Raw genomic sequence first — 20,850 nt, forward strand, 5'->3', positions numbered from 1 at the left:
CCTTAGCGTACGATTTTAAACTGCTCTTGTTCCGACCCCGTCATGCGAAGATCGCGGTCGGAGTGACAGTCTTCCAAATCGCAGTGGTAGCGGCACGACGCCGTGGGTCCGCACATGCAGCACCGACATAGACGCATCCGTCCTTGAACATGATCTTGGCATCGGTACCTTCGCGTGTCCTGACAGACAGCGTGCTTGCCGTCGCGGCTTTCGCCCGCGTGCGAAAGATATGATAGTGAAATTCACAATGTCAGCGGACAGGTCAGACCGCGCATCAGCGAGCGCGCCGACACCGGATTGGCAGGCCCGGCGAAGGACATCTGCAGATAGGCGCGCGCGCCCTTGGCGCGCACATCGATCAGGAACCGCCGGCCGGCGTCGCGAGGCCGCAACCGTGATCCGTCCAGGAACCGCAGGAGGCCCCATGGTCCGGCTTCACCCTTCTTGTCGACTGCAATGCCGTTATCGAAGGATATCTCAAATCCGCGCGCTGGTGACGCTCCTGGCCATTTCAAGGTCACTGCCTCCCCCGACGTGACGACCGGAGCATGAGCGCCGCCGATTGAGACAGTCGCAGCTCCTCGTTGGGCGAGCGCCTCCAGCACGATCGGGACATTGGGCGGTGTTCCCTGTTGGAACAAAGCCTGCCCAAGGGCCACTGCCCGCTGCAAGAATGCTGCGCTTTCCGGTGTATAGCCGGAAAGCCGCGCCTCCGGTCTCCAACGCCAGGGTGTCGTCGACGTGTCCATCAAATGTGCCAGTTGCGCCCGAAAATACTTTTCTATCGTGCCCTCCGGCGCGAAGATCCGTGCGACCTCCGCCATGTCCGCGTCAGGCCCATCGAAGAACGGATAATGGCCATTCACGGCGGCCCGGCAGGCGGCTGAAACCTGGGAACCCCAAGGTGACTGGGACTGGGACTGGGGCTGGGACTGGGACGGGGGCTGCGGCACCTCCTTTGCAACTTGATCCGTTGCAACGTCCGGCGCCTGATCCAAAGCTGGTTCGGCGGCCCTCGGGGCAGCCGTCTGGGAAATCACGTCCTCGACGATTTGCACGACCAGAAGAGGTGCTTGCTGCAAGGCAACGATGGAGTTTGCACGCTCCTGTGCGTCCATGAGGGATTTCTTGCCGATCTGTGCATCTGCATCGAGAACAGCAAGAGCGACGTTCAACGATACGAAAAGCTGCGAGATTTCCGACATCCGCCCCTGCTCGACGAACTGGATCGCCGGCCCCAACGCCGCCGCGATCCGAAGCTGATTGGCGTGGCTTCGGCCACGATCCGTCCCGCCCGACTGGCGCCAGGCCTCACGGATAAGTGCCGAGAGCGGCGAGTTGCGTGCGCTTAGCGCACCGCTGATCACGACCGCCGTTGGCTGGTCGGTGAACGGCCTGACGCGTAGCTCACCCAGATACTCCGTCCATACGTCAAGCGTACGCTTTTGAAGCAGATCCATCACCGCCTCTTCGGTCGTCGTGCCATTGGAGGCAATAAGAGTAGCGGCCTCGGACCTTGCCCTGCGGATCGCCTCGCCTGCACCGTCGGACCGCGCGTAGCTCCATCCAGCCTCCGTATAGAGGCCGGCGATACCGCGCCCGATCGGTACGCCTGACCGGTGGATCAGGATCGTCTCGAGACCTGGCACTGCCTGGGAAAGAGACCAGGGAGGAAGTGCTGCGGCCTTTTCCGAACGGGTCAGTTCGAGCAATGCGCGCTCGCTTGCCGAACCTTCAGCAGCGAACTGCCGTGCCTGGGCGACCGTTTCGGGATCCGGAGATGGAAGTCTCGGCTGTGGCCCGGACATGGCGGCGACATGCTCGGCCAGCAAGGCAAGTTCGGGAAAGGCCTCGGCTCGGTCGGCAACCCAACCAGCAAGAAACCGAGGCTGCCAGTCAGAAGTGCCCTTCAGGATCGACCAGGCGCGTAAGGAATCGTAGAGTGCGTTGGCCTCGCCTTCGGTGGCAAGCGCAACACCGAGCGCCTCGGCGAGTGGCTCGGCAACAAGGTCTTCGGCCGCCTCGCCATAGCGACGACGTGCAGCCGCTGCCGGGTCGAGCATCTCAATATGATGAATCAGGCCAAGCGGAGACTGGCCCGCGTCCTGCTCGACAAGCCGGACTGCCGCCAGGAACGCATCGAGTTGGGCCGCCCGCGCAGCCGGTGTGGCGTCCTTGCCAGCTTCTACAACGCTTCCAACGGCTGGCAATTGCGCCAACAACCGCTCGCGAAACCGCCATTCCGCCCATCCAGCCCAGCCGACGAGCATCGCGAAAAAAAGGACAATCGCAAGCAAGACGAGTCCACGGTCTGCGCGCGTTCTATGCTGCTCCGCCTTCGACTGCGCGGCTTGCACTGCCTCATTGCAATGCCCGAGAAAGCGGGCCAGATCGCGCCGCGCCAAACCTCCTTTCGCGGCCTGGGCAGCGCGTTCGGCGAGCCCATCGGCGCCAATCATGTGGCCAATTGGAAGGGCGGCCGCAAGAGCACGTTCCCATCGCTTGGCCGGCAGCGCCGGATTGCTGCGAGCCCGCACGTCAAGCAGCGCGACGAGCGCGTCGCGCGCATCCAGGAGCCAGTCAGGAGGAACGTTCCTGCGGCGTCCCTCTTTCTCGAACTCGGCCACAAGGAGGCGGGCAGTCGCTGCCAGCTCCTGCGGATCGGGCCGCTTCTCGCTTTCGGCGCGCTTGGCGAGGCTCAGCAGCGGCTCGGCCAATGCGGGAAGCATGTCCCCACCCGTGACATCCCGACCCGGCGGTTGGCCATGGTCGCTCACAGCTTGCCCTCCGCAGCCCATTTGCGCAGCAGTGCCTCGCCGACTTCAAAGTGCATGGAATCTTCGCGACTATAGCCGGCACCCCAATACCAGCCGGCATCGTTGAAAAACTCCGCAAGCACAACAAGTCCGAACTGCGTGTTGTCATCGCCCATCCGGTCGAGGTTCTTCTTGAGTGTCAGGTCGACGGCCGCGCCCCAGGCGTGCGAGGAGACGGATTTCGTGGAGCCGCGCACATAACGCGCGCAAAGCGCACCGGCCGTTCCGATCGCGGCGTAGATGTCTGGCTCTTCCTTTCGCAGACGCTCCATGATCTGCCCCAAGGAATCGAGCGCAGGCCTGATCATCGTCAGGCGGAAATGCCCTATGTCCCGGCTTTCCAGGGTTCTCAGTAATTTTGGGTTGGTGACCGGCTGGCAGCTAGTGGAATAGACACTTCGTGGTTCGCCAAGGACCTCGCGTAACACTGCCGGGGTCGGGCGAATGACACGCTCGTTGAAGCGCTTCTTCGCCAACTGCATGGGCTCCGTCATATTTTCGGTTTCTTCCGGCGGCGCAATGCCACCGAACTGATCGATCGAAAACGACTGCGGGCTCACAGGTTCGCCGGGCGGCGGCGAAACCGCAGAGCTGGGCGGGACGGGTTCGGGACGAGGCGCCTCTGCCAGTTCCTTCACCTTTCCTTCTAGATCGGTCACCCTTCGCTTAAATGAGTTCAATTCAGCGCGCAGGTCCTGGATTTCCGCATCCTGTTTGGCAAGCTGTTGCGTTGCCCGATCAATCCTTCCCACATTCGGATCGAGCTCGGTATTTCGCAGCAAGTCTCCAACCAACGCGAACGCGACCGCCGCAAGAATGATGCTCATTCCAATGACCACGGCTGCAATCGGATCTAGTGGCCTCAAGGCGCTGCAGCTCCGTCAATCCGAACGACCACCACAGAGACGTTGTCCGGAGCGCCGTTATGGAGAGCGGCGGCTATCAGTCGCTGGCAGGCGACGTCAGGGTTTGGCGCGCTCAACTGTGCGATGATCTCTGGCTCGGCAACACAGTCAGTCAATCCGTCGGAACAAAGAAGCAAATAATCCCCCGGCTTGAGAGGGACTTCGACAGAGTCGACATCGAGCCGTTCGGCGGCACCGATCGCGCGGGTAACAACGTGCGCTTGCGGATGCTGCCAGACAGCGTCAGGCGTCAAACGTCCATCATCGACAAGTTCCTGCACGACCGAATGATCGCGCGTGAGCTGCAACAAGTCCCCTGCCCGCAAACGGTAGGCCCGGCTATCGCCCACCCACGCGATCGTCGCTGTTCCACCATCAATGAGAGCGACCACCACTGTTGCGCCCATCTGCGCGACGTTGGCCGACGCCGCCCAACGACGGATGGCGGCATTGGCTGATTGCAGTGCAGCGACGAGGTGAGCGCCGGATATGGGAGCATGCGGAAGGAGGGCGAGCTGTTCGATGACCAGGTCTGCCGCGACATCGCCGTGACCGTATCCGCCCATCCCGTCAGTTACCGCCCAAAGTGCGCCTGAGGGGTCAATGAGAATAGCGTCTTCGTTGTTTGTGCGCACATGCCCGGTATGGCTCAGTCCCGCTCCTTGCGGCCTGGACGGCCAGCGCGTCGAAGGATTGTCCCGAGAATCCGGGGTCATGATCGGATAACCCCATTGATCGATCCGTCGTGAGCGCAACTGCCGGATCGGTTGCAGCCACAATGATCCTATAGTATTTTCAAGGGGGGCGAAACCTTTTTGCCAAGGAGCCTGAGATGAAGCGCCTGATGACCACAAAGCTGACGGTGTTTCTCGCTCTGTGCGTCGTGACACAAGGTGGTTTGGGTGCACAGGAACTGAACGACTCCGCGCTCAAGGAACGATTCCAACGACAGATCGACTTGTTCAAGGCGGCACGCCTCGGAGCGACGCGCGGCCTGGTTCTTACCAACGGCAATGCAGCGCCCAACGCCCAAGCCGTCCCGATGACAATTGCAACGCCCGAGACTGAACCCGCCAAGACCGCTCCAGCTCCCTCTCCCCATGCAACCGTTGAGTCCCAAGGCATCCAGACTGCTCCAGCGGCCCCCAATACAGCTCAGCCATCTGCCCCGAAGCCGACGGCGACATCGTCGGTAACGGCAGCGTCTGCGGCCGCGGCGACGACAGACCCACAGACATACTGGAAGCTCCCGCCTGATGACCAGATCAACGTCCGGGTGAATTTTGCATTTGATTCTGCGGCGATCGCTTCGGAGCAAAGACCAATGCTGAGGCAGCTTTGCGAAGTCGTAAAGGACATGGACATCAAACTCGTCCGTATCATCGGTCACACGGATTCTGTCGGAGGCGCGAGCTACAACCAGCATCTGTCGGTTCTGCGGGCGAAGGAAGTTGCGCGTTTTTTCACGGATGATTGCCATATCGCGCGCGAGCGGCTCGAAGCGGTTGGTGTCGGAGAGCAGTTTCTTCTCAACCAGGAAAACCCGAAGGCCGACGAAAACAGGCGCGTGGAATTCCAGGCGGCGAGCTGACGGCGCTCCCCGGCAGCTGCGATCGACAGCCACGTCTTTGCCTATTCGAATGCGTAAGTGAAGCCTTCCGGGGATGTTCCGATCCTGGCCTTGGTGAGGCGTTTACCCTCGAGGGACCAGTTCAGAAGACCCTGGCTGAGGGTCGGCAGAAGTGTGTTGGTCAGGATCGCGTCTATCATGCGCCCCCCGGATTCGACCTCGGTACACCGTGCCTTTATCAACTCCAGGACCCCGTCTCCGATCACCAGCTCGGCGTCATGGTTGGCGCGAAGCCGGCGCGCGATCTTCGCGAAATGATGTTGTGTGATCGCCTCAATCATTGAATCCGAGAGCGGATAATAGGGAACGACAATCACACGTCCGAGGAAGGCTGGCGGGAACACTTTCAACAGTGGTGAGCGTAGCGCGCGTTCGAGCTCGTCGGGCGGGGGCCGCCTCTTGCCGCCGTCGGCAAGCTTCATGATAACATCTGAACCGACATTCGACGTCAGCAGAATGAGACTGTTCCTGAAGTCGATCCGCCGGCCTTCGCTGTCGTCCATCATTCCTTTGTCGAAAACCTGGAAGAAGATTTCGTGCACATCGGGATGCGCTTTCTCCACTTCATCGAGCAAAATGACGGAATAAGGCCGCCGACGCACGGCCTCGGTCAGCACACCCCCCTTGCCATAGCCGACATAGCCGGGAGGCGCGCCCTTAAGGGTCGAGACCGTATGGGCCTCCTGGAACTCCGACATGTTGATGGAGATCAGGTTCTGCTCGCCGCCATAGAGGGTTTCGGCGAGAGCTAGCGCCGTTTCTGTCTTGCCGACGCCCGACGGACCGCATAGCAGGAACACGCCCACCGGCTTTTCGGGAGAGGCCAGGCCCGCACGGCTGGTTTGCACACGCCGGGCGATCGATTCCATTGCGTCCTCCTGGCCGACGACACGCTCGCCCAGAACCGCGGCAAGCTTTAGCGCCTTTTCGGTCTGGCTGGTCAGCATCCGACCGACAGGAATTCCCGTCCAGTCCTTTACGACAGAGGCAACAGCGTTCTTGTCGACGGAAAGGAGAACCAGCGGTGCCTCGCCCTGAAGTCCGGCAAGCTCCGCCGTCCGGGCCTTGAGCCGTTCGAGCTCGGCGCGTTGATCCGATGCATCGGTGGCCTTCCGCCGGGCATCTTCTGCGTCGGCGGCACCCGGCAATTCCCCGCCTGCCTCCCTTTCAGCAAGCGCGGCATCGAGCGCAACTCCTCTTCCTCGCAAGCTCGCTCGCAGACCAAGGATCTCGTCGACCATCGACTGTTCGCTTTCCCAACGAGCCTTTGCAGCAAGCAACGCGGACTCTATTCCGGCGAGAGCGGCTTCAACTTTGGACTGGCGCTCGGCGACTTCAATGCCGATTGCCGCTTCACGCCCGATAATGCCCTGCTCGATCTCAAGGGACTGCTTGCGCCTCAGAAGGTCTTCAACTTCAGCCGGCGTCGCGTGCTGCGATACCGCCACGCGCGCGCAGGCCGTATCGAGCAGGCTGACTGCCTTGTCCGGAAGTTGGCGGGCAGGAATATAGCGATGTGACAGGCCGACGGCCGTCTCGATCGCTTCGTCCAGGATCTGCACCTGATGGTGTTTTTCCAATACACCGGCCACCCCACGCAGCATCAGGATGGCAGCTTCTTCATCAGGTTCTTCAATCTTGACCACCTGGAACCGGCGGGTCAACGCCGGGTCTTTTTCGATATGCTGCTTGTACTCTGCCCATGTCGTTGCGGCGATTGTGCGAAGCTCGCCGCGCGCCAAGGCTGGCTTGAGAAGGTTCGCAGCATCTCCCGTTCCCGCTGCCCCGCCTGCCCCGATCAAAGTATGAGCTTCGTCGATGAAGAGGATGATCGGCGTCTCCGATGCCTGTACTTCGTCGATGACCATCTTCAGCCGCTTTTCGAACTCACCCTTGACGCTTGCCCCCGCCTGCATCAATCCGATGTCAAGCATGTGTAGCGCCACGCCCTTCAGCGGAGGCGGGACATCGTCTGCTGCAAGGCGAAGCGCAAAACCCTCGACCACAGCTGTCTTGCCTACGCCGGCTTCACCGGTCAGGATCGGGTTGTTTTGTCGCCGTCGCATGAGAATATCAACAATCTGGCGGACCTCGGGATCGCGGCCGACGACCGGGTCGATTTTCCCATCGCGCGCTCGACGGGTGAGGTCCGTCGCATACTTCGCCAATGCGGAGTCACCGCCTGTCGGGCGTTTTTTCCGGGGCTGTTCTTGGATCTCGGCCTTGCCGGCATTTTCAAGTGATCCGGCAAGCAGGTCATCCAGCCGGGGAAGTATCGAATCCGCCTCGATCCGATCGAATTCGGCGCTGATCTTCAACAGAAGGCCGTCAAGCACCGCAACCTTTCTGCATGCCAGGAGCACATAAGCCCCGCGGACTTCTTCGGATCCAAACTGCAGGCTTGCCAGGCTCCAGGCTTCCTGGATGGCATGAAATATGTGATCGGAAAACTCTTCGATGGAGGTCGCGCCATAAGGCAGCTTGTCTATCGCCCTTGCCATGTCGGCAGCAAGCCGGCCAAGATCGATGCCGGCATCGGCAAAGAGAAGCTGAAAATCCGCACGATCCACCAGAGCCAGCTGTTCGACCCAGTGAACAAGTTCGACGTAGGGATTGCCGCGAAGCTTGGCCGCGTCCGCCGCCGCCTTGAACGCGCGCAGGCAAACGGGATTAAGTTTTCCGACCAGTTCCTTGCGCTTGAAGCTCTGCGAAGACATGTTCTGCTCCATGTCGATCGGCTCCTGCCCAGGTGATCTTAAAGAGGTCCCGAGCCTCGTCTTTGATCGCTGGTCACAGCGTGCCACATTAGAGTATTCTTGACAAATATTCAGGGCCACGTGTTCCTGGTGAACAGTCTCGCGTAATTTCCACTGGGTGCGCTGGGAGGCTCCAGATGATCGATCCGCTGCCTGGCGACATCTTTCGCAAAGCTCAGGTGCTTAACAACACTTACGAGATCGAGGGTATCCTCGGCCGCGGCGGCACAGGTGAGGTCTACAGGGCAAGCAACCGGATCACAGGCCGTGTGGTGGCGCTAAAGGCGCTGAAACGCGAGCTATCGGGAAACGCCGGGTATCTGGAGCTCATGAAGCGTGAGGAGGAGATGCGCAACATCTCCCACGATGCGGTTGTGCGCTACACCGACTGCAGCCAGACCGCAGACGGCCACGTCTATCTGGTGATGGATTACGTCGCCGGCACACCTCTCAGCGAGTGGCTCGAACGCGGCGGGGCGTCGCCTCGGGATCTGCTGGTCGTGGCCCACAGAGTGGCCGAAGGCCTTGTCGCGACGCACGAGCGCAAGATCGTTCATCGCGACCTTTCCCCTGACAATATCATCCTTCGCGACGGCAGGCCGGAGGAGGCCGTTATCATCGACTTCGGCATCGCGAAGGACAGCAAGACAGGGGCCCGTACAATCGTCGGCAAGGAATTTGCGGGCAAATACGAATATGCGGCGCCGGAACAGTTGCATGGGCAGGCGGAGCCACGCTCTGACCTTTATGCCCTGGGCGCTTCGCTGCTTGCCACCTTTCGAGGAAGGATTCCTGACGTGGGAACAAGCCCCGGCGAGGTTGTCCGTCACAAGGAACGGCGACTTGATACCTCGGGTGTTCCTGAACCGTTGAAGACGCTGATCGACGATCTCACCAGGCCGGACCCCGCCCACCGCCCTCCGAGTGCTGCCGCAGTCGTCAAGGAAATCGGCAGATTGCTGCAGCCTGGTCTCGCCAAGGCACGGCGGGAGACAGGTCATCAAGCGGGGCGCAGGTGGCGGCCATGGCTGGCGATCCTGCCCCTGGTGGCGCTGGCGGCAATCGCCGGGCTTTGGTTCTTCGGGGTTTTCGAGCATTTGTCCCCGACTGCGCTTCCGATCGCAACCCCTTACAAACTCACGGCCGGGGTGGATGCCCAAAGCCGGCCCATGCTTGCGGGTGTTGCTCCGGATGCTGAGCAGCAACAGGCAATCCTGTCGGCCTTCAACCGAACGGTCGGGCTTCCTCCGCCCAATGGCGCTCTGACGCTTGCCCAGGGTGCTCCATCCGAACGGTGGGCGCAGGACATTGACGCCTTGTTCAAGGCCGCCGCTCCACTCGTCGAGTGGAAGCTCGAAGTCGCTGATCGGACAGCTCGCCTCACCGGTCTGTCGGCGGACAAAGCTGCACGCGAAGAAGTGGTCGCCCACTTTGACGCTGCAGCAAAGGCGACCGGTTACCAGAGTATCGTGCGGATCGCGGCCGGTCCGCGGGACCTGTCGTCTGACCAGTTGAAACCCCTTCTCGTGCCACTTCAAACCTGCGGTCCGCTCCTCGTTCAACCTCCGGCGAGCGGCAGCTTTCCTCTCGGCTCGACAGTGGTCGTCCGTGGAAATGTCGCCTCCGGCGATGACGTCGAAGCTTTGAAAAAGACGCTCGCCCCTCGTGTCGGAGATCGCGAGCTACGCTTCGACGCCACAGTGCTCAACAGCCAGCTGTGCGTTGTTCAAGAGCTGCTGCCAGATGCACCGCAAGGTCAAATGTCGATCGTTCTCGGCTACGGCGACAGGACCGAACCGAACATGGCAGGCGTCTATTCGGTCGGCGACAACCCGGTCATTGACGTAATTGCGCCGGCCTCGCTCGACAAGGGATACCTGTGGGTCGTTATCGCCGACGTCACCGGCAATCTTTTCAATGTTCTTCCGAACATAAAGAGGCCCGATCACGCCCTTGCCCAAATTGGCTCCGTGTCGGGTGGCATGCGCACTATCCGTGTTGCCTACCCCGCCGCAGAGGGTGCAGCCGATCCTTCCAAGCTCTCCTTTTCCGTCGACGCCACGTTCGGCAGAAGTCTGATAATTGTCATGCAGACCGACCAGCCACTTTTCTCACAGCTTCGACCAACGACGGAGTCCACCAAGTCGTTTGCCGAAGATTTACGCGCTGCGATAGCTAATGGGCAGGTGTCAATTCTCTCGATGAGCACCCGGCTGATCGACACCCGCAATTAATTAGAAGCCGGACATACACGGCATTAGTATAGACCGGGAAGTTGTGGTAAAAAGCAAATTGCAAGGGAATACTAGTCGGTTAACGGGGGTTCGGTTGTTCGACTCTGCTCTCTGGTTAAGTCCGCTGGACGGTGTGAACCCGTCAGGTGAAAGCTTGCGGAATGACGGACGGTTTCACGAGCTCGAGCGCCTCGTGCAACCGCAGATAGAAATTAGCCGCGACGAGCGCAATAACCCCGTTTCACGGACCGAGGTCCCGGTCGACTGGTCGACAGTCCTTCGAAAATCTGAAGAGTTGCGCCCCCATGGACGGGATCTGAGGCTCCTGGTGATCGTGACGCGCGCGCTTGCCAACGAACAGGGCCTTGCCGGGCTCGCTGACGGGCTGAACCTGATCACTGGAACCTTCGACATGCATTGGAAAACGATGCATCCAGAACTTCGCGAGGGCTTGCCACTCCGCGACGCCGCCCTACGTCGGATCAACGCTCTTCTACAGCTCCAGAACGACAAGGATGGCTTGCTCGGCGATCTTCGCAAGATGACCTTTTTTACGCCGCGCGGCGTCGGTCCTGTGACAGGGCGCGATCTGGATCGCGGGGCGATCGACACACGAACCGTTCTCAGCGAGGCCGCGCCCGGACTGAGCGAAGCAGAGAAGGCGTCGCTTGTCAGCGCCCATGACCAGTTGCTGAACCGTGTAAGGATCGGTTGCGCTGCCTTTGCAGAACAAACCCCCGACGAGGCGATTGCGCTTTTCGAGAGCGCAAAGGCTGCGGCGGCCGCAATGGAGGCGCTTGAAACATCGCTCAATCGGCAAATCGGGGAGGATGTACGTGTCACATTGCCGGATTTGAGCCGGTTCCTGCAGCGAGCGGTTTCCACGCTTGAACGAGTAAAGCCGAGCCCCAGGCAGGAAACCGCAAACGATGAAGTCCTCGACAGTGAGAGTGCGCCCGCAATAGCCACCACCGCCGCCGCTCCGACTTACATCGGAGCTCCGGCAGTCTTTCCGTCACGGCTTGCATCGCGCGAGGATGTCACAAAGTGCATCGACCTGATCATTGCCTTTTACGACCGTACTGAACCGTCGAGCCCCATCCCCCATCTGGCGCGCAGGATCAAACGCATGGTGCCGATGGATTTTCTGGAACTCATGGAGGACCTGGCGCCCTCCGGTTTGAAGGAATTCCGGCTTCTGGCCGGCGTGCCGGAAAGCAAGAAACCTGTCCCTGGGACGAAAGGTGACCATCAATGAGCGAAACTAAGGCCAAGGTGATTGAAAGAAACCGGGCGCCTCGCGTCCAGATAGCTTACGAAGTCGAAACCTACGGCAGCCCGACAACCATTGAATTGCCGTTTGTAATGGGCGTGATGGCCGATCTCGCAGGCGCCTCCCAGACGCCGGAGGCCAGCAAGTCCGTCCGGGACCGCGCCTTTGTCGAAACGGACGCAAACAGGTTTGGCCGCTTCATGGAAGCGCTCAGTCCACGTGTGAAAGCTCGCGTGAAGAACACCCTTCCCCAACCCGAGGGTGAAGAGCGCGACGAAGAGCTTGCAATCGACCTGACCTTTACCAGCATGGCTGATTTCGCGCCCGATCGTGTGGCCGAACAAGTCCCGCAGCTTGCAGAACTCTTGAGAATGCGCCGCCAACTCGAAGAATTGCTCGGCTTCATGGATGGACGCGTCGACGCTGAAAAACGCATCGCGCAACTTTTGAACAATGAGCCCCTGCTAGCAAAGATCGCCGACCAGGCGCTCGACGATAGCAGCAAGTCGGAGGTCTGAACCATGGCCGAACAGGAAAAAGCCGCTACCACTGGTGTCGCGGAAGCCGAGGGAGTCGACCTTCAGGAATTCAGCGATCTTCTGGAGAAGGACTTCAAGGTCAAGAAGGATGACAGCGACAAACTTCAAACCTTGGTCAGGAACCTGGCGCTTGCTGCCCGCGGCCGCGCGGAATCGACCGTCATCTCATCGAACGCGATCAAATCGATCAAGTCCTTGATCGGTGGCATCGACAAGCTTTTGACCGAGCAGACCAACGAAATTCTGCATGCGCCTGAAGTGCTCCAGATGGAAGGGACATGGCGCGGGCTGTGGTACCTCGTCAATAATACCGAGACGGATCAGAAGCTGAAGATCCGCGTCATGAACATTTCGAAGGAGCAGCTGGCTGATACGCTTGAGGATTACGAAGGTCAGATGTGGGATCAAAGTCCCATATTCAAAAAAGTCTACACCGACGAATACTCGATGCTTGGGGGTAATCCGTTCGGCTGCCTGATCGGCGCCTATGAATTCTCGAACCACCCGAAGGATGTCGGTCTGCTCCGCAACATGTCCGGCATCTGCGCCTCGGCGCATACACCGTTCATAGCAGCCGCCGCCCCTCGTCTCTTCCGCATGGAAAGCTGGCAGGAATTGCCGAACCCGCAAGACCTCCAACAGATCGTCTCGTCGCCGGCCTATGCCTCATGGCAGTCGCTCCGCGAGAGTGAGGATGCCCGTTACATAGGCCTGACGATGCCGCGCGTGCTGGCAAGGCTGCCTTACGGAGCAGAAACCGTTCCGGTGAAGGGCTTTGCATTTGAGGAAGAAGTCCAGGGCGATCATCATAAGTATGTCTGGATGAACGCGGCCTTTCCGATGGGCGTCAACATCAACCGCAGCCACAAGCTGTTCGGCTGGGGCACGCAGATCCGTGGTGTCGAGAACGGCGGGGCAGTGATCAATCTGCCTGTCCACAATTTCCCGACCGACGACGGCACGGTGGCGATGAAATGCCCGACCGAGGTCGCCATTGACGATCGGCGAGAGGCCGAGCTCGCCAAGTTGGGGCTGATGCCGATCCTCCATCGCAAGAACACCGATATTGCCGCCTTCATAGGCGCCCATTCACTGCAGGATGACGAAACGAGGGCCGGCCGGCTGGTCGACCCGGATGCTCAGGCCAACGAGAGATTGAGTGCAAACCTGCCTTACCTGTTCCCGGTTTCGCGGTTCGCCCATTACCTGAAGGCGATCGCCCGGGACAAGATCGGCTCGTTCAAGGAACGTGCCGACATGCAGATCTGGCTGACGGAGTGGATCAACCGCTACGTTCTCGCCAACCCTGTCTTTGCCGACGAAAAGGCCCGCGCAAAACGTCCACTTGCTGCTGCCGAGGTTCAGGTTGACAGCGTGGAGGGCCGTCCCGGCTGGTACAATGCCCGGTTCTATCTGCGGCCCCACTACCAGTTGGAAGGTATCAACGCTTCGCTCCGGCTGGTTTCGGAGCTGCCGTCCATGAAGTCATGAGCAACAGATAGCTGATGGGAGGTTATTCATGAAAATTGACGGATTTCTCAAAGTACCTGATATCACGGGACCCAGCGTTCGCGATGGCCACGAGGAAGAAATCGAGGTCTACGGAGTGGAGTTTGAGATGATAGCTCCCTTCGACCCCAATTCATTGTCGCGCAGAGGCCGCGTCAGCTTGGGAATGGTCAACTTCATCAAGCATTACGACAAGTCCTCGCCCTATCTGAAGAAGGCTCTCTTCGACAACACGCCTCTGGACGAGGTCAAGTTTTCGGCGCGCAGAACGATCGAAGGCGAAACGAGCGACTACCTGGTCATCACGCTGAAGGAAGCTTCGGTGACCAACTACCACATGAAGCCAAGTGCCGATGAGCCAGACGTGCTCGAAGAGCGGATCGGTTTCGCCTACAAGAACATCACGTTCAACTATGACGACAAGGACGAGGTCGAAATGGATGTCTATGTCGGCAAGTGACAGCTGGCAAAAAGGATTGGGACGGGAGGCAAGACCGCCCGGAGGTCACCCGCGGGCAACTCGCGAAGCGATCCAGCCGTCACTGTGGGATCGCCTTGTGAACGACCTGCCGGGGCTCAGTTCGGAAATCCATCAACTCCGGCAGGCGATCCAGAACGAAATGCACGAGGAACGTCTCAACGCGCTGATTGCGGGAGGCCTCCACCAGATCGACGCTGCCACGGATATCAGTTCCGAGCAGAAGAAAAACATCCACCGTCTGCTCTCTCTGGAGCGACGGCAGGCGGAACTGGAAAGCCGTGGCGTCGTCGTCTCGATCAATGTGCTGCGCGAAGCAGTGCGACGCGACATAGAGGCGCTTTTTAATGCGCAACGCTTCGAATCCTCGCCACTCTTGACCGACTTCGAGGCCGATCAGGCAGGAGACGACCCTCCATCGCTCGAGGACTTCCCGGAGGTGCGCCGCAGCGTGATCAATTATGGCGTCCCGCCTTTTTCCGGCCGTTCCTCGCGTGACTTCGACCGCGATGAACTGGCCAAAGAGATCCGAAGCGTGCTCGCTGCATTTGAACCCCGGCTCAAGGAAAGCGCGACGAAAGTCACCGTCAGTCTTGGCGACAGGGCAGCCGGTCTCAGGATCGACATCGACGCGCTGCTGCTTACCTCCCCAGCACCAGAGCGGCTGCTGCTGCGCACAATACTCAACCTCGATAACGGTTCGGCGCGGACTGAGCTGAAGGACACCTGACCATGGACCGGGTCTTCCTGGAGTATTACGAGGAAGAACTCACCCACATTCGGGCACTCGCCTCCGAGTTTGCGGGAATGCACCCCTCGATCGCGCGCAACCTCTCCCTGGACACGATCCCGTGTCCCGACCCCTTCGTCGAACGCCTTCTGGACGGTGTGGCCTATCTTGCTGCGCGCACTCGCCAGAAGGTCGATGCCGAGAGCTCGCGTTTCGCACGAAGCGTGCTCGAAAATTTCTATCCGGACCTGATCGCGCCTGCCCCCGCAACCGCCATGGCTTTGCTGAAGCCGGGCCAACAGGTCCAGACGATGCTTGCAGGGCACCTGGTAAAGCGGGGAACCCGACTGGTCTCGAGCGTCCGTCCTGGAGTGCCCACCCGGTGCATTTATACGACGGCCCAGGACGTAACCCTTTGGCCGCTGGCGATAAGCTCGGTTTCCTATATTCAGGATCGAAGCGCGCTTGCAGCGGCCGGGATAGGCCCAATTGAAGGGGCAAGCGGTTCGGCGGCGCTGAGCGTCATCGTCAATCGAACCGGCAAGGGCAAGCTCAGCGAGTTGTCGCTCGACTGTCTGGATCTGCATTTTGGCGACAAGAGCAAGGCGCCCCTGCTTTTCGATACGCTCTTTGGCGCTTGCGCGGCCGTCGGCGCCCGCCCTGAAGGGCGCGATAACATTCTGAGCGCACTTCCGGATCCAGAGATGGTCGGGATCTGCGACGACGAAGCACTGATGCCGCGCACGCGCCAAACATTCGAAGGCTACAGGCTTTTGCGCGAATACTTCATGGCGCCGGAAAGATTTCACTATGCGCGCGTGAGAAGCCTGAAACCGGTCGTTCGGCGCTGCGCGAGCGGCTTGGAATTGGTCTTTCTGCTACGGCGTCCCGTTCCGGAGCTTGCGAATATCACGGCAAAGGATTTCGAACTCTTCGTAACGCCAATCATCAATCTGTTCGAGCGCAGCTGCAACGTCATTGAACTCGATACACGCCGGACCCGGCAAGTGCTTCACGCTGATCGCACGCGCCCACGTGACTTCGAAATCTATCGCACAATCGGCGTCGAAGACGCCGACGCCGAAGGCCCTGATGCCGAGATACCGGCACTCTTTAGCTTGGGCCAGAACCGTGGAAACGGCTGGGTCTATTTCGCCGAGCGCCGTCCGCGGCGGCCGGGCGAGGACGAATTGCGCCAAGGACAAACTCGGACATCCTATACGGGCGACGATGTCTTCCTAACGCTTTCGCGCCCTGCCAAGTCAACAGCGGCCCGGCAACTGAAGCGGATTGAGGTTAGGGCGCTTTGTACCAATCGCGATCTGCCTATCTTGGACGACACACCGTCCCTTTCGCTCGAAAGCGGCGACCCGGTGGAGACCATCCAGCTCCTTGGGGCGCTGCGGCCGCCGTGGCCTTCGATTCCAGCGACGCTTCCGGCTGGAGCGGTGGAAGGCTCGAGGGCCGATGAACTCGCCTGGCGGCTCATCGCGCAACTTTCGCTGAATTTTCTCAGCCTGGCGGAAGAAGGTCGCGGCGTGGATCCGCTTCATGCGCTGCTTGAACTTTACGCGCAGCGCGGGGATCCAAGCCTGAGCAGGCACGTTCGCGCGATCGCCCGCGTCGAGGCTCGGCCTGTGATCGAGCGCCTGGCAATTGCCGGGCCGATGTGCTTTGCGCGCGGCACTGAGGTTACGCTTCACATCGATCAATCTGTGCTTGCCGGGCACAGCACCTTGTTGCTTCCAGCGCTGCTGTCGAAGCTTTTTGCGCGCTATTCGGCAATCAACGCATTCGTACGCACCCGCACGCGCATCATACAGAAACAGGAGGATGTGCTATGGCCGATAGCGCCGGGCAACCGCTTCCTGATCTGACGAAGGAAGCTACTCCATCCCTTGAGGCATTCGACTTCTTCGAGCTCCTGCGACACCTCGAAGACGACGGACAGCTCTTTGGCCAGGCCGGGCGACCGGACCGGGAGCCGGCCCGGCTCGGACAGCACGTGCGGCTTGGTTTTGCCGTGCAGGATGTCGCAAAGGTCGAGCCGGCCACGGAAAACGCGCCGGCCCGTGTCACGGTGGCAAATATCGGCTTGCTGGGGCCAGAAGGCCCGATGCCCCTCCATCTGACGCGCTGGGTGCTGGACCGACTTTCGCAGCGGTGGTTCGCAAGGGCGGACATGCGGGAGGTCTCCGATACAACATTCGTCGATTTCGTGAACATTCTTCAGCATCGCATGATCGCACTCTTTTATCGGGCCTGGGCGGACGCTCATCCGCCGGTTCAGGTCACACGCAAGGACGGCGGCCGCATCCGCGCGATGTCGGCAGCCCTGGCGGGTCTCGGCTTGTGCGGAACGGGGCCCGGTGAGCCCTCGGAAATCGACGCCACCAAGATCTCCCACGCATCGGCCCTCGCCCATCAGGTGGATGGACCAGAGAGACTTACGCTGTTTCTCGCCGACCTGCTGAAAGTGCCGGTTCGTCTTCGCGAATTTGTCGGCTCCTGGACGTCGATACCGCCAGAGCTTCAGTCACGGATTGGCGGCGTGCATGGGCAACTTGGACGAAGCGCCACGATTGGACCGAGGTCGTTCCAGCGACAGCAGAGGATAGAGCTCTCGATCGGCCCGCTGACGTTTACCGACTATGTCGCTTTTCTGCCAGGCGGTGAACGGCGCGAAACCTTGCAATCCGCTGTTCGCGATCTGGTGGGAGACGGGCTCGACGTCGATGTCAGGCTGGTGCTCAAGCGGGACGACGTTCCCGCGGCCAGGATCGGAGCCCTGCGGATCGGACACATCGCATGGCTTGCTCGACCGAAAGATCGCGGTGACGCAGATGACTTGTGCATGCGCACCATCATTGGCTGGCGGCCAAAAATGCCGGAGGCCGCGGCATGAGCCTGATCCTCACCCTCGAACACTCACCCCGACCCCAGGCTGTTCGCCAGATGCGGCTTGTTGATGGCGAGCTCGTCATTGGCCGCAGCGCAGACGCTGGCTGGCGGATCGACGACCCCGACATGTATATCTCACGCGCTCATTGCACCATCGGTTTCGTTCGCGGCCGGTATGTGGTGACCGACACCTCCAGCGGTGGGCTTTTCATTGACGGCTCGCGCACGCCGCTTGGACTGGGGAATTCCGCCCCGCTGCATGACGGAGCGCGCCTGCAACTTGGAAATTACGTCGTCCGGGTTGAGTTCCAAGCGACACCGTCGGAGCGAGCTTCCGAACAGACGGCTCCTCTGCCACAGGGTGGGCTCGAGCGGGACGACTTCTTCGCCGAGCGCAAAGAGCCGACAGTTCCTACCCCGCGGCCGGTTGGACTACCGGACCCGTTCGAACAACCAGCCCCGGGTGCGTTTGTCGCGTCGGACAGGGCCGAGACAGCAAAGAGGACGCCGATATTCGACGATCCCTTCAGCCTCGATCCTCTGCCAGCGTCAGACCAGGGCAAACCCGCCTGGGATTTTTCCTTGCCGAGCACGCCACCGCAGCCCGTCTCCGAGCCCCCGCCCGAACCTCGTTCTTCCCCAGTCCCGCAGGCGACGCCGACGCCGAAAGAGACCGGACAACCCGAAACCGTCTTGCGCGACGCCTTTCTGCGCGGACTGGGACTTGGCGCTGAGGAGTTTGCCGCATCCGATCCGGTTGCCCAGATGGAGAATTTCGGTCGCGAATACCGGATGATGCTGGAAGGACTGATGCATCTCTTGCGCAAACGAGCCGAAGAAAAGGGCGAAGCAAGAATCGCCCAGACTGTGGTTGGCGCATCCGAGGTCAACCCTCTCAAATTCCTTCCCACAGTGGATGATGTAATCGCAACCTTCCTGGCTCAGCGCAACGCAGGCTTTCTTTCTCCGCAGGCCGCCATCGGCAATTCCATCCGCGATCTCGCCCACCACCATGTGCGAACGTGGCGTGGCGTCCAGGCAGCGCTTGCCAGGATGATAGACCGCTTCGACCCGGCGGCGCTGGAAAGCGAACTGAAGTCGCACTCAGCGTTGGATGCCCTGTTTGCCGGTGGACGGCGGGCGAAACTCTGGGAGCTCTATGAGAACCGCTATCGCGAAATCGCCAAGAGCGCGTCGACGCGCTTCCTCGGCGAAATCGGGAGCGACTTTCGGGATGGCTATGAAGAGAGGGAGGACAATTGATGCTTAACCGACGCGGTTTTCTCATTGTGACCGGCGCGACAGGCCTGCTTTCCGCTTGCATGGGCGGTCCACCCAAATCCTCGACCGTAATTGTCAGGGCGACGGGACAGGCCGGAATGAATGCTGCCGCCGGAGGCGGGGAGCGTCCCGTAACCCTGCTCGTTCTCCGGCTGAAGGATGTCGGGAAATTCAACTCCGCTGACATTTTTGCTCTTCAGTCAGATCCGGCCGGTGCGCTCGGCGCAGACCTCGTCGGATCCGAGCAATTGACGGTCGCTCCCGGTGCAACCGCCTCAAAGACGCTGGCGTTCCCGCCGGAGGCCACTTTCCTCGGGGTTGTCGCGCTGTTCCGGGAACCCGGCAGCCGTACGTGGCGAAGGAGTGTTCCGATCAGGCCGGAATCGACGGTGACGGCGAATGTCGTACTCAGCCGCGGCGGTATGACGCTCGCGCTCGCCTGAATGGAGGGCGTTTAGCATGACGGATACCAACAAGGTTCTTTGGTCCGAGGGGCTCTTTCTGCGAACGCAGCATTTCCAGCAGCAGGACCGCTATACAGAAGCGCTGGTGCGCGGCTCGCTGCAGGCTGGACGGTTGCAGACCTTCGGCTTCAAGTCCCTGATGCTGGATGCCGCGCAGTTGGAAACCGGACGGATAGCGGTGACGTCGGCCCGTGGCATTTTCCCGGATGGAACCCCCTTCGCAATACCCGAAACGATGGACGCCCCCACCCCATTGACAATCACGAACGACATGGGCGCCGGCGCTGTTCAGCTCGCCCTGCCGCTCGAACCTCCGGGAGGTGCCAGCTTCGATCCGGCCCACCGAGATCCCACCGGTGCGAGGTATAGAGGAAGGATCGAGTGGGTTCGCGATGCCGTGCATGGCGGCGCTGATCCCGAAGAGATCGAGATCGCCCGTCCGCAAGCCCTGCTCCTTTCCCCGGCGCAGGCGACCGGCGGCTACACCGCAATGCCGGTGACCAACGTTACCGGGCTCCTTTCCGATGGCAGGGTGGCGATCTCCGAAAACTTCCTGCCGCCCGCACTCGCAACCGGTACCGTGCTGTTTTATGGCCAACTCCTGCAGGAGGTCATCACTGGGCTTGACCGCATAGCTGAAGCCCATGGCAAGATGGTGCTCGGCGGCCCCGGCCGCAGCGTAGAAAATCTGCTGGTGCTCGATCTTGCCAACAGCGCGCGCGCACGGTTGGCGCATATGCTTCCTCAGGAGGTTTTTCATCCCGCCGAGCTCTTTCTGGAGCTCAGCGGACTGGCTGGCCGGATGGCGACCTACGGGTCAGGCTCCCGGCGACTGAGTGAGCTTCCCATTTATGAGCACATGGCGCCTGGACCAGCTTTTGCTGCACTCGCCGACACATTGCGCTCACTGATCCTGAGCCTGCGATATGTCGAGCCGAAGTCGCGGGCGCTGCCTGTTTTGAAACATGCCACCAATGTCTGGAAGGTCCGCATCGACAATCCCGAACTTCTGACGGCCAGCCGCATTGTCGTGCGGGTCGGATGCGACATGTCCGACGAGGCGCTGCGCAAAATCTTCGTCAACCAGGTTACTGTGGGTGCTGCGGACGAATTCGAGGCGCTGTGGAAGTCTCGACTGCCCGGTATCGGCCTCAAACCTCTTCACTCTCAGCCCCGCGAAATTCCCTACGACGGAGATCGCCTCTGCCTCGAACTCGATCAACGCAGCGAGCACTGGGAGTCGCTTCTACGCTCGCCCGGTTTTGTGATTGGAGTCTCCGGTGTTTTGCCCAACGAACCACAAATCGACTGCTACTCGGTAAACAGGTAGTACC

General features: G+C 60.6%; 16 protein-coding genes. 12 read left to right on the top strand and 4 right to left on the bottom strand.

Annotation, left to right across the window (positions count from 1 at the left end; all coding sequences use genetic code 11):
* Positions 1-242: 242 nt before the first annotated feature.
* The 3 genes from AS026_RS34055 to AS026_RS34065 are packed head-to-tail and all read right to left on the bottom strand — an operon-like array spanning position 243 to position 4,437.
* A complete protein-coding gene (locus tag AS026_RS34055) occupies positions 243-2,729 on the bottom strand; it encodes an ImcF-related family protein (protein ID WP_062375336.1) in 2,487 nt (828 codons plus the stop codon).
* 44 nt (positions 2,730-2,773) lie between these two features.
* The gene (locus AS026_RS34060) at positions 2,774-3,643 is read right to left on the bottom strand and encodes a M15 family metallopeptidase (RefSeq protein WP_062375123.1); all 870 of its coding nucleotides are present in this window, start codon (positions 3,641-3,643) and stop codon (positions 2,774-2,776) included.
* A gap of 35 nt (positions 3,644-3,678) precedes the next feature.
* Complete coding sequence (locus tag AS026_RS34065; protein WP_025659179.1) at positions 3,679-4,437, bottom strand: PP2C family protein-serine/threonine phosphatase; 759 nt, start codon at positions 4,435-4,437, stop codon at positions 3,679-3,681.
* A 116-nt stretch (positions 4,438-4,553) separates the two neighbouring features.
* Here AS026_RS34065 and AS026_RS34070 point away from each other — a divergent pair, with 116 nt between their 5' ends.
* Complete coding sequence (locus tag AS026_RS34070; RefSeq protein ID WP_062375125.1) at positions 4,554-5,312, top strand: OmpA family protein; 759 nt, start codon at positions 4,554-4,556, stop codon at positions 5,310-5,312.
* A 41-nt stretch (positions 5,313-5,353) separates the two neighbouring features.
* On the opposite strand, the gene tssH is transcribed toward AS026_RS34070, so the two are convergent.
* Entirely contained in the window at positions 5,354-8,080 is a 2,727-nt protein-coding gene (gene tssH / locus AS026_RS34075; RefSeq protein WP_062375128.1) for a type VI secretion system ATPase TssH, read from the bottom strand.
* Between the two features lie 164 nt (positions 8,081-8,244).
* Between tssH and AS026_RS34080 the strand changes: the two genes are divergently transcribed.
* The 11 genes from AS026_RS34080 (at position 8,245) to tssK (ending at position 20,846) form a co-directional block, all read left to right on the top strand.
* Complete coding sequence (locus AS026_RS34080) at positions 8,245-10,341, top strand: serine/threonine protein kinase (RefSeq protein ID WP_062375129.1); 2,097 nt, start codon at positions 8,245-8,247, stop codon at positions 10,339-10,341.
* 94 nt (positions 10,342-10,435) lie between these two features.
* The gene (locus tag AS026_RS34085; protein WP_062375131.1) at positions 10,436-11,599 is read left to right on the top strand and encodes a type VI secretion system protein TssA; all 1,164 of its coding nucleotides are present in this window, start codon (positions 10,436-10,438) and stop codon (positions 11,597-11,599) included.
* Positions 11,596-12,132: a type VI secretion system contractile sheath small subunit gene (gene tssB, locus AS026_RS34090; protein ID WP_018856378.1), complete on the top strand. Its 537-nt coding sequence runs from the start codon at positions 11,596-11,598 to the stop codon at positions 12,130-12,132. The genes AS026_RS34085 and tssB overlap by 4 nt, the downstream gene beginning before the upstream one ends.
* A 3-nt stretch (positions 12,133-12,135) precedes the next feature.
* The gene (gene tssC, locus AS026_RS34095; protein WP_062375133.1) at positions 12,136-13,644 is read left to right on the top strand and encodes a type VI secretion system contractile sheath large subunit; all 1,509 of its coding nucleotides are present in this window, start codon (positions 12,136-12,138) and stop codon (positions 13,642-13,644) included.
* 28 nt (positions 13,645-13,672) lie between these two features.
* Entirely contained in the window at positions 13,673-14,122 is a 450-nt protein-coding gene (locus tag AS026_RS34100; RefSeq protein ID WP_062375135.1) for an Hcp family type VI secretion system effector, read from the top strand.
* Positions 14,109-14,870, top strand: coding sequence for a type VI secretion system baseplate subunit TssE (tssE, locus tag AS026_RS34105; RefSeq protein ID WP_062375137.1), 762 nt, complete (start codon positions 14,109-14,111; stop codon positions 14,868-14,870). Before AS026_RS34100 ends, tssE begins: the two co-directional genes overlap by 14 nt.
* A 2-nt stretch (positions 14,871-14,872) precedes the next feature.
* Positions 14,873-16,747: a type VI secretion system baseplate subunit TssF gene (tssF, locus tag AS026_RS34110; protein WP_062375139.1), complete on the top strand. Its 1,875-nt coding sequence runs from the start codon at positions 14,873-14,875 to the stop codon at positions 16,745-16,747.
* Positions 16,711-17,775: a type VI secretion system baseplate subunit TssG gene (gene tssG / locus AS026_RS34115; protein WP_062375339.1), complete on the top strand. Its 1,065-nt coding sequence runs from the start codon at positions 16,711-16,713 to the stop codon at positions 17,773-17,775. Before tssF ends, tssG begins: the two co-directional genes overlap by 37 nt.
* Entirely contained in the window at positions 17,772-19,034 is a 1,263-nt protein-coding gene (gene tagH / locus AS026_RS34120) for a type VI secretion system-associated FHA domain protein TagH (protein WP_062375341.1), read from the top strand. The genes tssG and tagH overlap by 4 nt, the downstream gene beginning before the upstream one ends.
* Entirely contained in the window at positions 19,034-19,495 is a 462-nt protein-coding gene (tssJ, locus tag AS026_RS34125; RefSeq protein WP_062375141.1) for a type VI secretion system lipoprotein TssJ, read from the top strand. The genes tagH and tssJ overlap by 1 nt, the downstream gene beginning before the upstream one ends.
* Before the next feature lie 16 nt (positions 19,496-19,511).
* Positions 19,512-20,846 carry a type VI secretion system baseplate subunit TssK gene (gene tssK / locus AS026_RS34130; RefSeq protein ID WP_062375144.1) on the top strand — a complete coding sequence of 445 codons (1,335 nt, stop codon included), beginning with the start codon at positions 19,512-19,514 and terminating at the stop codon, positions 20,844-20,846.
* Positions 20,847-20,850: the final 4 nt, after the last annotated feature.

The organism is Rhizobium altiplani, assembly GCF_001542405.1.
Lineage (GTDB): Bacteria > Pseudomonadota > Alphaproteobacteria > Rhizobiales > Rhizobiaceae > Rhizobium > Rhizobium altiplani.